15 protein-coding genes and 1 tRNA gene are annotated in these 15,250 nt (G+C 45.3%); 12 read left to right on the forward strand and 4 right to left on the reverse strand.

The window, feature by feature from the left end:
* Window positions 1–332: 332 nt before the first annotated feature.
* The 9 genes from guaB (at window position 333) to GKG43_RS17095 (ending at window position 7,819) form a co-directional block, all read left to right on the forward strand.
* Window positions 333–1,787, forward strand: a complete 1,455-nt coding sequence (gene guaB / locus GKG43_RS17055) for an IMP dehydrogenase (RefSeq protein WP_050638740.1) — start codon at window positions 333–335, stop codon at window positions 1,785–1,787.
* Between the two features lie 278 nt (window positions 1,788–2,065).
* Complete coding sequence (locus GKG43_RS17060; protein ID WP_050638739.1) at window positions 2,066–2,758, forward strand: peptidoglycan recognition family protein; 693 nt, start codon at window positions 2,066–2,068, stop codon at window positions 2,756–2,758.
* Between the two features lie 147 nt (window positions 2,759–2,905).
* Window positions 2,906–3,691: a shikimate kinase gene (locus GKG43_RS17065; protein ID WP_055152759.1), complete on the forward strand. Its 786-nt coding sequence runs from the start codon at window positions 2,906–2,908 to the stop codon at window positions 3,689–3,691.
* Window positions 3,691–4,203, forward strand: coding sequence for a YqeG family HAD IIIA-type phosphatase (locus GKG43_RS17070; RefSeq protein WP_055152761.1), 513 nt, complete (start codon window positions 3,691–3,693; stop codon window positions 4,201–4,203). Before GKG43_RS17065 ends, GKG43_RS17070 begins: the two co-directional genes overlap by 1 nt.
* A 91-nt stretch (window positions 4,204–4,294) precedes the next feature.
* Complete coding sequence (gene efp, locus GKG43_RS17075) at window positions 4,295–4,852, forward strand: elongation factor P (protein WP_025656772.1); 558 nt, start codon at window positions 4,295–4,297, stop codon at window positions 4,850–4,852.
* A 463-nt stretch (window positions 4,853–5,315) separates the two neighbouring features.
* Window positions 5,316–6,260 (forward strand): DUF5688 family protein, encoded by a 945-nt coding sequence (locus tag GKG43_RS17080; RefSeq protein WP_055152763.1) that lies wholly within the window; start codon window positions 5,316–5,318, stop codon window positions 6,258–6,260.
* Window positions 6,261–6,541: 281 nt separating this feature from the next.
* Window positions 6,542–6,613, forward strand: a tRNA-Arg gene (locus GKG43_RS17085).
* A 178-nt stretch (window positions 6,614–6,791) separates the two neighbouring features.
* Window positions 6,792–7,496, forward strand: coding sequence for an AzlC family ABC transporter permease (locus GKG43_RS17090; protein ID WP_050638734.1), 705 nt, complete (start codon window positions 6,792–6,794; stop codon window positions 7,494–7,496).
* Entirely contained in the window at window positions 7,487–7,819 is a 333-nt protein-coding gene (locus tag GKG43_RS17095; protein WP_055152765.1) for a branched-chain amino acid transporter permease, read from the forward strand. Before GKG43_RS17090 ends, GKG43_RS17095 begins: the two co-directional genes overlap by 10 nt.
* Before the next feature lie 177 nt (window positions 7,820–7,996).
* On the opposite strand, the gene GKG43_RS17100 is transcribed toward GKG43_RS17095, so the two are convergent.
* From GKG43_RS17100 to GKG43_RS17115, 4 genes are all read right to left on the reverse strand, one after another.
* Window positions 7,997–8,797, reverse strand: coding sequence for a hypothetical protein (locus tag GKG43_RS17100; RefSeq protein ID WP_050638732.1), 801 nt, complete (start codon window positions 8,795–8,797; stop codon window positions 7,997–7,999).
* The gene (locus tag GKG43_RS17105; RefSeq protein ID WP_050638731.1) at window positions 8,791–9,489 is read right to left on the reverse strand and encodes an ABC transporter ATP-binding protein; all 699 of its coding nucleotides are present in this window, start codon (window positions 9,487–9,489) and stop codon (window positions 8,791–8,793) included. The genes GKG43_RS17100 and GKG43_RS17105 overlap by 7 nt, the downstream gene beginning before the upstream one ends.
* The gene (locus GKG43_RS17110; protein ID WP_025656778.1) at window positions 9,490–9,858 is read right to left on the reverse strand and encodes a GntR family transcriptional regulator; all 369 of its coding nucleotides are present in this window, start codon (window positions 9,856–9,858) and stop codon (window positions 9,490–9,492) included.
* A gap of 139 nt (window positions 9,859–9,997) precedes the next feature.
* The gene (locus tag GKG43_RS17115; RefSeq protein WP_055152767.1) at window positions 9,998–10,912 is read right to left on the reverse strand and encodes a deoxyribonuclease IV; all 915 of its coding nucleotides are present in this window, start codon (window positions 10,910–10,912) and stop codon (window positions 9,998–10,000) included.
* A gap of 164 nt (window positions 10,913–11,076) precedes the next feature.
* Between GKG43_RS17115 and argS the strand changes: the two genes are divergently transcribed.
* The 3 genes from argS to GKG43_RS17130 are packed head-to-tail and all read left to right on the forward strand — an operon-like array spanning window position 11,077 to window position 14,951.
* Window positions 11,077–12,843, forward strand: a complete 1,767-nt coding sequence (gene argS / locus GKG43_RS17120; RefSeq protein WP_050638960.1) for an arginine--tRNA ligase — start codon at window positions 11,077–11,079, stop codon at window positions 12,841–12,843.
* Between the two features lie 9 nt (window positions 12,844–12,852).
* Entirely contained in the window at window positions 12,853–14,022 is a 1,170-nt protein-coding gene (locus GKG43_RS17125) for a serine-tRNA(Ala) deacylase AlaX (protein WP_050638729.1), read from the forward strand.
* Window positions 14,019–14,951 (forward strand): CPBP family intramembrane glutamic endopeptidase, encoded by a 933-nt coding sequence (locus GKG43_RS17130; RefSeq protein WP_050638728.1) that lies wholly within the window; start codon window positions 14,019–14,021, stop codon window positions 14,949–14,951. Before GKG43_RS17125 ends, GKG43_RS17130 begins: the two co-directional genes overlap by 4 nt.
* The last annotated feature ends 299 nt before the right edge of the window (window positions 14,952–15,250 follow it).

Below are 15,250 nucleotides of genomic sequence, written 5' to 3' on the forward strand. Positions count from 1 at the left end.
ACAATTCGACTTACCACCTGTTGAATCGACTTACCTATCTCCTGAAACAAAAGACTTACCTATCTCCTGACTGGTCAATTTATTTAGCCGCTTACCCGCCCTCCGCCTGCATCGCCCGCTTCCCCTGTCCGCCTCCTCCCCTGCGGCCCCTTCAGCCAAAAAAGTCCCCCCAAATATTCCAACTTATAAGTGGTGGTTTTTAATGGGGGTTAGTATTTATTATGTGTTTTTCCGGCGGAAACCTGGGAATCCCTTGACAAGTTTGTTTAATTTTTGTACTATATCAGTTAAAACATCAGCTTACATATTAGAGAAAGAGAGGAAATAAAATCATGGGTAAAATTATTGGAGAAGGTATTACATTTGATGATGTGCTCTTAGTTCCGGCATTTTCCGAAGTAATTCCGAACCAGGTTGATTTATCAACGAACTTGACGAAGAAGATTCGACTGAATATTCCGATGATGAGCGCAGGAATGGATACGGTTACTGAACACCGTATGGCTATTGCGATGGCTCGTCAGGGCGGAATTGGTATTATTCATAAAAACATGTCTATTGAACAGCAGGCGGATGAGGTTGATAAGGTTAAGAGGTCTGAGAATGGGGTAATTACGGATCCTTTTTATTTATCACCTGAACATACACTGGAAGATGCCAATAATCTGATGGCAAAGTACCGCATCTCAGGAGTTCCTATTACGGAAGGAAAAAAACTCGTCGGAATTATTACAAACCGTGATTTAAAATTTGAAGAAGATTTCTCTAAGAAGATTAAGGAGTCCATGACTTCCGAAGGGCTGATTACAGCGAAGGAAGGTATCACATTGGACGAAGCGAAGAAGATTCTTGCGAAGGCAAGGAAGGAAAAGCTGCCGATCGTAGATGATGAAGGAAACCTGAAAGGTTTGATTACAATTAAGGATATTGAAAAACAGATTAAGTATCCTTTGTCTGCAAAGGACGGTCAGGGACGGCTGCTCTGTGGTGCGGCGATCGGTATTACAGCAAACTTTCTGGAGCGTGTGGATGCACTGGTGAAGTCTAAAGTAGATGTGGTGGTTATGGACTCTGCACACGGTCATTCTGCGAATGTTCTGCGCACGGTACGCATGGTAAAAGAAAAGTATCCGGAACTTCAGATTATTGCAGGGAATGTTGCAACAGGGGATGCAACAAGGGCTCTGATTGAGGCAGGAGTCGATGCCGTCAAAGTTGGAATCGGGCCTGGTTCTATCTGTACAACGCGTGTCGTTGCAGGAATCGGTGTTCCGCAGATTACTGCAGTTATGGATTGTTATGCAGTGGCAAAAGAATATGATATACCGATTATTGCGGATGGCGGTATTAAGTATTCCGGAGATATGACTAAGGCAATCGCTGCCGGTGCAAATGTTTGTATGATGGGCAGCATATTTGCCGGATGTGATGAAAGCCCGGGAACATTCGAGTTATTCCAGGGAAGAAAATATAAGGTATACCGCGGTATGGGCTCGATTGCCGCTATGGAGAACGGAAGCAAGGACAGATACTTCCAGGCGGATGCTAAGAAACTTGTTCCGGAAGGCGTTGAAGGACGGGTTGCATACAAGGGAACCGTGGAAGACACCGTATTCCAGCTGATGGGCGGTCTGCGCTCCGGTATGGGTTATTGCGGAACTCCTACAATTGATGAGTTGAAGCAGAACGGGCAATTTGTGAAAATTTCCGCGGCATCTCTGAAAGAGAGTCATCCGCACGATATTCATATTACAAAAGAGGCGCCGAACTACAGCGTGGACGAATAAAATACAGTTATACAGGAGCAGCCGAAGGACGGTTGCCCCTTGAATCATATAGAACCGGACAATTCCGGAGATACCCGAAATATTCAGCAATGAAGCAGGGATCCCGGAGCTGTCCGGTTTTTTATTTACTATAGCCGGTTCATGGGGTAAAAGCTCACTACGCCTGCAGGAGCTCTCTGTTACAGGGTACTCTTGCTAAGACAATTTTAATAAAATATTCATTTTTGTTTCGACAAAATATGATAAGATATAAACAGTTTTTGGATTGGGGAACAGGGATGAAAAGACGAAGATATACAAAAAGAAAAATAAACCTGAAGAATATAAGAATCGACAAGAAGTCTCTCTATATATATGGAGGAATCGTGTTTCTGGTAATCCTGACAATTGTCCTGGGAATCTATTCCTGCGTTGCTGATGGGAGAAGGAATCGTGCTAATACGGGCCTGTCTGTGGATGCCTCAGAGCCGAAGATTGATGTACAGCTGCTGGATGTGAATGAGTATTCGAGGCCGGGGACTGAATCTGATCCGATTACCGGCATCGTCATTCATTATACGGCGAATCCGGGCAGCACAGCACAAAACAACAGGGACTATTTTCAAGGGTTGAAGGACAGCCATGAGACGTCGGTGAGCAGCCATTTTGTGGTCGGCCTGGACGGAGAAATTATCCAGTGCGTGCCGACATGGGAGATTGCTTACGCTTCTAACAGTAGAAATCATGATACGGTTTCAATCGAATGCTGCCACCCGGATGAGTCGGGAGAGTTTAATGACGCGACTTATAAGTCTGTGGTTCAGCTGACAGCATGGCTGTGTAAAAAGTTCGGCCTGACGGAGCAGAATGTGATCCGCCACTATGACGTTACGGGTAAAATCTGTCCCAAATATTTTGTGGATCATGAAGATGCATGGGAACTGTTTAAAGGCGATGTGAAAGCCGCTCTGGAGAAATCCGTTAAGGAATAGGAGTAAAACTTCATATTCATGAAAAAAGGACCGGAAAAGCAGAAAATACGAACACAGGCGGTTAGTTTCTGCTTGCTATCATCTGGGAAAGTTGCTATAATATGGTGTATTGTTTTGGAATAAGAGATTAAAGGTGGACGTTGGAAGATGAATGATTTAGAGATGTACCGCGAACAGCTTGCTTTGTGTGATGATAAGATTATAGATGCGCTGGTTGAGCGCAATGCAATTGTAGAAAAGATCATGGCATATAAAGAGGAATACGGCATGCCGATTTTGCAGCCGGCACAGGAAGCCAAGCAGGAACGGAGACTGAAGGATAAGATGGAAGGCTGTAAGTACCAGGACGAGATTTACGACGTGTTCAGAAGAATTGTACGTAACAGCAAGAGGATTCAGGCAAGGAAGCTGTTTTCTTACAATATAGTACTGATCGGATTTATGGGCGCAGGCAAGTCTACAGTGTCTGATTATCTCAGCACAATGTTTGCGATGCGTATTGTGGAGATGGATCAGGTAATTGCGGAACGTGAAGAAATGAGTATTCCGGATATTTTTGCCACATATGGTGAAGAATATTTTAGGGAGCAGGAAACAAAACTGCTGATCGAACTGCAGGATAAAAAGAATACTATTATATCCTGCGGAGGCGGAGCAGCCCTCCGGGCGGAGAATGTTGCCGAGATGAAGAAAAACGGCCGTGTAGTTCTTTTGACTGCGAGTCCGGAGACCGTTTATGAACGGGTGAAAGACAGTGATGACAGACCGGTGCTCAAAGAGAATAATAATGTAGAGTTTATTGCAGATCTGATGGAAAACCGCCGTGAGAAGTACGAGGCGGCTGCCGATATCGTGATACAGACTGATAACAAGACGGTGCTGCAGGTTTGTGAGGAACTGATTACAAAGTTAATGGAGATGGATGTGGAATAATGTTTGACAGATTTTTTCCGGATGACTATAAGATGTCTACATATGTCATCCCATTTGAAAAATTATATGAAGAAGGATTCAGAGGCGTTATATTTGACATAGATAATACACTTGTACCTCATGGCGCCCCTGCAGATGACCGTGCTAAAAAACTGTTTGCCAGGCTGAAGGAAATCGGTTTTTCTTCATGCCTGATTTCAAACAATCAGGAAGCGCGGGTCAAGATGTTCAATGAAGAGATTCAGACGAACTATATTTATAATGCCCATAAGCCATCCACAAAGAATTATAAAAAAGCGATGGAGATTATGGGGACGGACGATTCCAATACTCTTTTTGTAGGAGACCAGTTGTTTACTGATGTGTGGGGGGCTAAGAGAAGCGGCATCCGCAATATACTGGTTAAGCCGATTCATCCGAAGGAGGAGATTCAGATCGTATTGAAACGGTACCTGGAGAAGATTGTACTGCATTTCTATAAAAAGAAGCAAAAGAAGCGGATCTCCGGGTAAAAAAAGGTTGAAAAATGAATGAAACTATTATAAAATTATAAACAGTGTAAAAAGGTAGGCGCATTGGCAGCGCAATTGAAGGAGGATTACAATGATATCAGCAGGAGATTTTAAGAATGGATTAACCGTTGAGATTGAGGGGAACATCTATCAGATTTTGGAATTCCAACATGTAAAACCAGGTAAAGGTGCAGCGTTTGTAAGAACAAAGTTAAAAAATATAATTAACGGCGGTGCTGTTGAAAAGACTTTCAGACCCAATGAAAAGTTTGAACAGGCACGTATTGACCGTAAGGACATGCAGTATCTGTATCAGGACGGAGATTTATTCAACTTTATGGATGTTGAGACATATGATCAGATCGCACTGAATGCTGAAGTGGTGGGTGACGCTTTAAAATTTGTAAAAGAAAATGAAGTCGTAAAAATCTGTTCTCATAATGGAAATGTATTCTCTGTTGAGCCGCCATTGTTTGTAGAGCTTGCAATCACAGAGACAGAGCCGGGATTTAAGGGTGATACTGCACAGGGAGCAACAAAGCCTGCGACCGTAGAGACCGGGGCAGTTGTAATGGTACCTCTGTTTGTAGAGCAGGGAGATGTCTTAAAGATTGATACACGTACAGGGGAATATTTGTCACGTGTTTAATTTGGAAAAGAAACAGAGCAGAGCAGGGGGCGCTTTATGACTGGGCTGCCAGGAAGGGCATGGGCCTGTATTTGGCGCCTGTGCCGCTAGCTGTATCTAAGAAAAACCGATGCCGGATATGAGGGCTATGGGAACTCCGTGTGGGAATCTGATGATTTCCTGAACCGGGTTTCCAGAAAATTTGATTTTAGAATCAAGTTTTCCCCGCATATCCGGCATCCTTTTTTAGATGCAGTAAGCACACAACGGTGTTTTACAACGTTATATACCAGTATAGCACTGGGAATGCATCGGTTAGATGAAGGGCAACAATATTTTGCCTCATTTGGGATTGTGTTTTTGATGAAAATCATATATAATTTACTCACCTAATATGTTTCAAATCATTATTTTATCATGGACATAGGTCGTGTCACTTTTCCTATTTTGTTTTGATGAGCACAGAAAATTTGAAAGGAGAATTATGAATTATCAGGAATTTTTGTGTGCTGTTGAACAGGATTTAAATAAAAAATTAAAGGAGGGGATTCAGGCGAGCGTCTATACTGCCCGAAAGAATAATGGCAGTGAGAAGCAGGGAATTATGATTAAGGCAGATGGTGTGAATGCGGCGCCGGCTATTTATCTGGAAGAACTATTTGAGCGGGTTCTGAAGGGAGAACGGATGGACAGGGTTGTCCAGGAGATTCTGGACTTTTATGAAGAGGTGGACTGCAGTAAAGTGTGGGACTGCAGCCAGTTTCAAAAGTATGAAAATATCAGGGATCGTGTGGTATTCCGTCTGATCCATACGGAAAAAAACAAAAAGCTTTTGGAGTGTATTCCTTTTATGGAAGTACTGGATTTATCGATTGTGTTCTATGTACTTTTAGAACAGGACAGGAATGGGACGGCCAGTATTCAGATCAATCATGAACATCTGAGGATGTGGGGCGTACAGAAAGAAGAGTTGTACCGGGCTGCGGTCAGAAATGTAACAAACCTTCTGCCGGCAGAGTTTTATACTATGCGCCATGCCATAGAGGAGATGTTGGAGGTGGACTCGGATGAGGAGGAGAATCTGCTGGAAATTCAGAACGATGAAAAGAAAGATGTTATGTACGTTTTGACGAATTCACTCCGCAATTATGGAGCTGCATGCCTGCTTTACCCTCATGTACTGGAGATGGTGGGGGAGATGTTAAAGGAAGACTATTATATTCTGCCCAGCAGCATACACGAACTGATTATTGTTCCGGAATCCAAGGCGCTCGACGCGGATGAAATGAGCGAAATGGTTGTTGAAATTAATGAAACCCAGGTAGAACCGGAGGAAGTACTGAGCGATCATGCATATTTTTACCAAAGAGAGGAGAAGAAGTTAATGTCCAGGAAAAAGGGGGATGCGTGGTGCAAAGAGAGGGGATAGATCGTACACGGGACACCCTGGAAACGAGTCATTCCCTGTCTGTCGGGTGCGCCAGCTCCATATAGGGGGAGACGAAAGCCCCCGGAGGAACCTGTCTGTCGGACAGGTTCCTCCGGGAGGATTTGGGCTGCTCCTCCATGGAACGTTTCCCGATCCGCACCGGGGTGAAAGCTCTTCACGAAATCTTGTTTTCCTCTTTACATTTCATAAATTTTGTGCTAGGATAATAAAGCATTCTGTTAAGGGTTCATTCCATTACAGCAGAATTGCACAGTAATTATGCGTCTGTAGCTCAGTGGATAGAGCAATGCCCTCCGGAGGCATGTGCGGCGGTTCGACTCCGCCCAGACGTGTATTTTTTATGCCCTGGAAAAAGTTTCGTATTAAAATAAGTGTTTTAGTACCGGGCTTTATCAGAAGGCTGGTAATACATTTCCAGGCATTTTATTTTATATAGATAAGACGCAGCGTACTCAGTGAAATTACTGAGCGTGGATTAAACAAAAGAGAATCAGAGGAGAGGGTTAGATCATGTCAGGGTATAAGACGGCGTTTAGGAGGGCTTTTCCTTATACGATCCCGGTACTGACGGGATATCTGTTCATAGGGATTGCTTTTGGTGTTATGTATGCGGAAAAAGGATATTCTGCCTGGTGGGCGGTTTTAATGAGCTTGCTTGTTTATGCGGGGTCGGGGCAGTATCTGGCTGTGAATTTTTTTGTGCCGGGTATTTCTTTTCTGCAGGTCATATTTATGACTTTGATGGTGAACATCCGACATGTATTCTATGGCCTGTCCCTGTTGGATAAGTTTAACAAAATGGGCGGCAAGCGCTGGTATATGATCTTTGGACTGACGGATGAGACGTACTCTCTTTTGTGTACAACCAAAATTCCGGAAGATGTTGAGGAAGATAAGTTTCTGTTTGCTATTGCGCTTCTGGATCAGAGCTACTGGGTCATCGGCTCAGCCATCGGAGGAATTTTAAAGAGCGTACTGCCCATCAACGCCGAGGGAATAGAATTTGCCATGACCGCCCTGTTTGTTGTGATATTTGTAGAGCAATGGATGGAAGCAAAAAATAGGATACCTGCAATGATCGGTGTTGTTTCAGCCGTTTTATGCCTTCAGATTTTCGGAAGCGGAAGCTTTGTGTTCCCGACAATGATTCTGAGTATTTTGATCCTCTTTGCTGCAAGAAAACGCCTGGAAGGGGAGGTGGAGACATGCCCGTAAATGTAGGAACTTCATTATGCATTATTTTGGCCGTGGCTGTCACTACATTTGCCACAAGAGCAGTGCCATTTTTAATATTTCCCAAGGGGAAGACGATCCCCAAGACAATTGAGTATCTTGGGAAAGTCCTGACTCCGGCTGTTATCGGGATGCTGGTCGTATACTGTTTGAAGGACACCCCCATAACGACGGTCCCCCATGGTCTTCCGGAAGCATTAGCCGTGCTGGCCGTGATCGTGCTGCATGTCTGGAAGCGCAACAACCTTTTGAGTATTGGAGCAGGTACTGTATTCTATATGTTTCTGGTACAAGCCGTATTTTAAGCGGCCGGCAAATTGGGCCCGCTGAATAATAGAGAAGCAAAAAAGCGTTCCGGTCATCGGACTTTCTGCAAATGCCTATCAGAGGAATATAGATAAAGCAACGCAGAGCGGGAGGAATAGATATTTCCCAAAGCCGGTTGATTCGGAACGCTTTTTTCAGACGCTGGGTGAATTTCTTTAGATGAGATTCACCTTTTTGTTCATAATATAATGTGTTGCGGCGTATTCCAATACTGTTGTAACAAATATCAGGATTCCGCTTAATCGAAACAATTTAAATAAGTAATGCCCTACATTGCCTGCACCAGGCGGGTAGTTGCTGCCGTTTGGAAATATGCCAAGGGCAGCAAGGATTATAAAGGTAAATATTTGAATGATTGTAGATATTATTATGTAGGCAATAACGGAGCACAGCACTCTGTGGCCCGGAAACAACTGCCCAATTGCCACACAGGAATAGATCATGATGACGCTCCCTATACTGCTGGCCAGTATAAATAACAGCATGTACAGACTGTAACGGCCGAGCGGCATCCCAAGTGACTCTGTTACCTCGGAGGCGATTCCTGCGTAGGCTGTTGTAACATTTTTACCGCTGACCAAAATGTAAAGACTCAAGCTGTAGAGCAAAATATCAATGACATACCAGATTGTACCGGATATAATCTTGGCCCAGAGCTGCTGTGCAGGGGTTGCAGGCAGGGTCCATGTCAGATATCCTTCATCTGTAAACAGATTTTTATAAAAACGGATACCAAGCAACAACATCACTCCAAAGGATACTGCCGTAAACAGAAGCAGAAAAATGGATATAAATAAGCCAAGAGAGGTGATCAGGACATTCGCTTCTGCGCTGAAGTCGAGTTTCTCAAGAAAGAAAAACCGTCCGAGTATACTGGCCAACAGCAGCAGTGCGTGGAGTATGATAAATAACTTGGCTCCATATTTTAAGTCGTATTTAATGAGTCTGCCTAACATTTGAATACCTCCCTGAATAAAGCGTCTACGGATTTCCCTTCCTTTGTGCGGATCTCGTCTACAGAAGCATTCAGGGAAAGCTGTCCGTTCTGGATAAAAAGTACTCTGTCGAGTACATTCTCAATATCGGTGATGAGGTGTGTGGACAGAAGAATGGTCGCATTCTCGTTATAATTGGTCAGAATCGTGTGCAGGATATAGTCCCTCGCAGCAGGATCCACACCGCCGATCGGCTCGTCCAGGATATAAAGTTCGGCATCCCGGCTCATGACCAGCACAAGCTGGACTTTTTCCTTCGTGCCTTTAGAGAGGGTACGCAGCCGTGAGTGCGTATCGATCTCCAGATCGTGCAGCATTTTCCTGGCGCGGTCCAGATCAAAATTATCATAAAAATCTAAAAAGTAGGATAATATATCGTCCACCCGCATGTGGTCATTCAGATAGCTTCTTTCCGGCAGATAGGAGACCAGCTTTTTTGTCTCTGCTCCGGGAGCCAGGCTGTTGATCATGACTCGTCCGTCAGTAGGGGTTAGAAGACCGTTAATCAGCTTGATCAAAGTCGTCTTTCCGCTGCCGTTGGGGCCAAGAAGCCCTACAATCTGCCCTCTGTCCAGAGTCAGGTTCAGGTTGGAGAGCGCATAGAAGTTGTTATATTTCTTAGTCAGTCCCTGACATTCCAGAATTGGTTTCATTTACTTTTCCTCCTTGATTGTCTCCTGGATTAATTCCAGAATCTCTTCATCCCCAAAACCGAGCAGCTTCATCTTTTCAAAAAATTGATGAATATGTTCGGATGCTAAATCTTTTTTCATCTTTTTCAGCATTGCATCATCCTCCGTGATAAATCTGCCGCTGGTTCTCTGCGAATATACCAGGCCGCTTCTTTCGAGTTCGGAGAGCGCTTTCTGCATGGTATTGGGGTTCACGGAAGCATCGAGAGCCAGGTCACGTACGGATGGGAGCTTATCTCCGGGATTATATATGCCGGCAATGATGTCCTGCTGGATGCGCTCCATGAGCTGCAGATAGATAGGGCGGTCATTATCTAAATCCCATGGCATCTAAGTCACCTCTTTTTCTGTATGATTAAGTTTTTGGAATACTGTATTATCTGTATAGTACAATCATACAATGAGGCGCCTTAGATGTCAAGTACTAGTACATCGAATAACAATTAACTTGCTGTTATGCTGAGATGTACTAGTCCCCGGTCTTTTCATTCTCCCTGATAATTCTATCCATGAGAGCAGGGGCAAATTTCCCGTTCCTGAGCATTTCGATTTCATATTTATATGGTGCATAGGATTTTTTCTCGTATGTTGGGGAGGGGACATAAGGTGTCTCCAGAATTTTCGGTACATTTTCAAAATCCTTGTGGTGGACAATATAGTTCAGAGCATCAAAGCCGATCTCTCCGAAACCGATATTTGCGTGCCTGTCCTTGGCAGCTCCGGGTATGTTTTTGCTGTCATTAACGTGGAATACTGCAATCTGGTCTTTTCCAAGGATTTGATCAAACTTATCGATCACGTCATCAAAATGGCCGATTATATCATATCCGCTGTCGCTGGTATGACAGGTGTCAAAGCATACCCGCAATTTATCGTTATACTTAACGCCGTCGTATATACGGGCCAGTTCGTCAAAAGTCCGGCCAATTTCTGAGCCTTTTCCAGCCATTGTTTCCAGTGCGATGCAGCAGTCCGTATCCTTTGTCAGAACCTCGTTCAGTCCATGGATAATCTGCTGGGTACCGGTCTCGACGCCGGCGCCGACATGTGCGCCCGGATGGAGAATCAGCAGATGGCTTCTGCAGGCAATCGTACGCTGCAGTTCTTTATCCAGAAATTCCACTGCCAGCTCAAAAGTTTCCGGCTTTACTGCATTCCCCAGGTTGATGATGTAAGGGGCGTGTACAATAATCTCGTCGATTCCGTGTTCCTTCATATATTCCCATGCGGGTTCGATATTCAGCTCGCTGATATCTTTGCGGCGTGTGTTCTGCGGAGCCCCGGTGTAAAACATAAACGTGTCTGCTCCGTATGAAACAGCTTCCCTGGCGGAGCCAAGAAGCATTTCCTTTCCGCTCATTCCTACGTGTGATCCTATAATCATACTTTATTCCTGCCTTTCAAAACAGTATTTCGGGTTTGGGGTTTGGGAAACATACTTAAATGCCCCAAAATACGGGGAGAGTTCCCTCATAACACTTGCCCTCCCTGATTATACGTGATAAAATAGCAAAATGGAAGAAAATTAGAACGGAGTGTGGAATAAAATTGAAGACATTATTGGAACTGATTACCATAGAGATGCAGAAAGCCTTTCGGGAAGCGGGATACGATGAGGCTTTTGCGAAAGTGACTTTGTCCAACAGGCCGGATTTATGCGAATACCAGTGCAACGGTGCGATGGCGGCTGCAAAGACCTATAAAAAGGCGCCATTTGTCATTGCGGAGGATGTTCTGGGGAAGCTCGGAGAGTGTTCCTGCTTTGAGACGGCAGAAGCGGTCAGGCCAGGGTTTATTAATCTGAAGATGAGTCCTGCGTACGTGGCAGCCTATCTGAATAAGATGGCGGCTGCGGAGGGCCTTGGCGTGGAGAAAGCCGCACAGCCGAAGATGATTATGGTAGATTACGGCGGCCCCAATGTGGCAAAGCCGCTTCATGTAGGCCACCTCAGATCTGCAATTATCGGCGAGAGCGTTAAGCGAACTGCGAGGTTTAAAGGACACAAGGTAATCGGAGATATTCATCTGGGAGACTGGGGATATCAGATGGGGCTGATTATTACAGAGCTGGAGAAGAGAAAGCCTGATCTGGCATATTTTGACGAAGCGTATGAGGGAGAATTTCCAAAAGAAGCTCCTTTTACGATCAGCGAGCTGGAGGAGATTTATCCAACTGCCAGCGCATATGCCAAAGAACATGAGGAATACCGTGACAAGGCGCTGCAGGCTACATTTCTTCTGCAGAATGGGCACCGTGGCTATCGGGCCATCTGGAACCATATCATGAATGTATCCGTGGCGGATCTTAAGAAGAATTATGAGAGTCTGAATGTGGAGTTCGACCTTTGGAAGGGCGAGGCGGATGCGCAGAAGTATATTCCCGACATGGTGCAGCGGCTGAAAGACGAAGGTTATGCCCATTACGACCAGGGCGCGCTTGTAGTCGATGTGCAGGAGGAAGCGGATAAAAAAGAAGTGCCTCCGTGTATGATCCTGAAGTCAGACGGCGCGGCCTTATATGATACGACAGACCTGGCAACGCTGGTGGAACGGGAAGCACTTTACCAGCCGGACAAATTAATTTATGTGGTGGACAAGCGTCAGGAACTGCATTTTGTACAGGTATTCCGCTGTGCAAAGAAAACGGGAATTGTGCGCCCGGAAGTGGAAATGAAATTCCTGGGATTCGGTACGATGAATGGGAAGGACGGCAAGCCGTTTAAGACAAGAGAAGGCGGAGTCATGCGCCTGGAGAATCTGATCCGTGAGATCAATGAAACGATGTATGGCAAAATTATGGACAATCGTACCGTGAGTGAGGAGGAAGCGCAGAATACAGCGAAGATTGTGGGACTTGCGGCAATCAAGTACGGTGATCTGTCCAATCAGGCATCCAAGGATTATGTTTTTGATGTAGACAGATTTACCTCCTTTGAAGGGAATACGGGGCCTTATATCCTGTACACGATTGTACGGATTAAGTCCATTTTGAATAAGTATCAGGAAGGAAAGGGAGCCCGGGAGGGCCTGGCGGTAAGGGACGCACAGAGCGAGTTTGAGAAGGCGCTGATGCTGGAGGCGGTCAAGTTCAATGACGTGATTGACGCGGCCTTCGAGGAGAGTGCACCGCACAAGATCTGTGCATACATTTACGACCTGGCCAACGCATTTAATAAATTCTACCATGAGACGAAGATTCTCACAGAAGAGGATGAGGAACGCAAAGCAGGATATATTGCTCTTCTAAAGCTGGTGAAAGAGATTTTGGAGACTTGTATTGATTTGCTCGGCTTTGAAGCGCCGGAAAGGATGTAAATACAGAATATGACAGAAAAGTTATTTTATGAAGACAGTCATAAAAAGGTGTTTACCGCAAATGTAGAAATGTGCCGGCCAAAAGGGGAATATTACGAGGTGGTCCTTGACAGGACTGCCTTTTTTCCAGAGGGCGGCGGACAGTATGCGGATACGGGCTGGCTTGAAGATATCAGGGTGACGGATGTACGGGAAAGAGACGGCATTATCTACCATGTCATGGAGGCGCCTTTAGAGGAAGGTCTCAAGGTGACGGGGAAAATAGACTGGGATATGCGCTTTTTGAAGATGCAGCAGCATACCGGAGAGCATATTGTATCGGGACTTGTGCATGCCGGATTCGGATACAATAATGTGGGATTCCACCTGGGCAGTGAAGACTGCACCATGGATTTTGACGGGGAGATCACAAAAGAGCAGCTGCGGGAGATTGAGTGGCAGGCCAATGAAGCAGCCGTGAAAAACCTGGAGGTGCAGGTGTCCTGGCCATCCAAGGAGGAACTGGCTTCGTTGGAGTACCGAAGTAAGATCGAGATAGAGGGGGCGGTCAGGATTGTGACGATCCCTGGTTATGATGTCTGTGCCTGCTGTGCTCCGCATGTAAAAAGAACAGGCGAGATCGGCCTGATTAAGCTGACAAATGTCCAGCGGTATAAAGGCGGCGTGCGGGTCACGATGCTGTGCGGGTTCCGTGCCCTGGCTGACTATGACGCTAAGGAACAGCACGTGAAGAATATTTCTGCTCTCTTGTCTGCAAAAGAGGATAAAATCAGCCAGGCGGCGGAGCATCTGAAGGAAGAGTGCGGCCGTCTGAAGGCAAGGCTTTTGGAAGAACAGAAAAAGTTGCTGGAGTACAGGGCCGGCGGGATATCCGGGGAGGAAGCCTTCGTATGCCTGTTTGAAGAAGGGCTGGAAGGGGACGGCCCCAGAATCCTGATGAATCTGGTTCTGGCGCGCGGAGCAGAGTGCTGCGCAGTATTTCTGAAGACGGAAGACGGGGCATACCGCTATGTGATCGGCAGTACAAATACGGATATCCGTCCCCTTGCAAAAGGGCTGAACGAAGCGTTCGGCGGACGCGGAGGCGGTAAGCCGGAGATGGTACAGGGATCTCTAAAAGGGAAAGAAGAAGAAGTGAGGGTGTGGATAGAGGAGAAAGCGAGGATAACAAAAGAATGAATAAGAATCCGGAATCAAAGCAGTTCTGGCGGCTGTTTGGTCCACTTCTTTTGTATTGGGTCATCCAGTTCGTTGCAAGATTTATAGTGGAAATGTTCGCAATCATTCCACATCTCGGAGAAATTATAGATTACAGTGCATTTTCCGATAATATGACGCAGGATGAGATTATGAATCTGGCGTGGCAGAATGCAGGCAAGGTCATGGAGATCGTGCAGAAGTATCAGGTTGAGATCCTTGGGTTCGCGGCCCTTTTTACGATTCCGCTGACACTGTCGCTGTTTTTAATGGACAGAAAAAGGGAGAAGCTGCTGAATATTCCGCAGAATAAGAAGGCAAATATCTGGAAATACGGCGAAATCATCGGGCTTGGCGTGGCAGTATGTATCGGGGCGAACTGTCTGACAATCATGAGCAGCCTGGCAATGACAAGCCAACAGTATCAGGAGACTTCGGAAGTGTTCTATTCGGCCAGCGTGCCGGTTCAGATCTTCTGCCTCGGGCTCGTAATACCACTGACCGAGGAACTCATGTTTCGGGGAGTTCTGTTTAAAAGATACAGGGAGCGCGGCAGCTTTATGAAGGCCGCGGTTTGTTCCTCTCTTTTATTCGGGCTGATCCATGGGAATATAGTGCAGTTTTTGTACAGCTTTATTTTGGGACTGCTGCTTTCTTACGTTTATGAGAAATACGGTTCTTTCAAGGCTCCTGCTGTGCTGCATGTGGTGGCGAATATTACCTCATTGATTGTCACCGAGATCGGGGGATTCGACTGGCTTGCCGCAAAAGTTTCCAGAATGGGAATCGCGGCAGTAGTCTGCGCTTTTGCAGGTTCCATTATGTTCGTACTTATTCAGAAAATCGATGAAAAACCGGATGTGACTCCGCCTCCTGCGGAAAATAAGATTACACCGGATATGTTTCGGTAAATAGAACAAATTGAGTTACTATTCACGGGGCCGTGAATAGTAACCAATTTGAACATAAGCCGGTTACAGGACACTGAAGAGGTGTATGTACCCGGCTTTTCAATTGGCACAGAGGAGGAAAATGCCTTAAAATTGTGAGAAGTTGAGGTATAAATATGAAAATAGGAAGAAATATCTGGAAAAATAGGTAGAATAATTTATATTGACAAATTAATAGACAATTCAAAATAAAGTTTTTATTTACAAATAAAAAAAACTGTAGTATAGTAGGAAAAAATAAAAAGTCAACATTACTATTA

This window comes from Eubacterium sp. BIOML-A2, assembly GCF_009680135.1.
In the GTDB taxonomy this organism is placed as follows: Bacteria; Bacillota; Clostridia; order Lachnospirales; family Lachnospiraceae; genus Faecalicatena; species Faecalicatena contortus_B.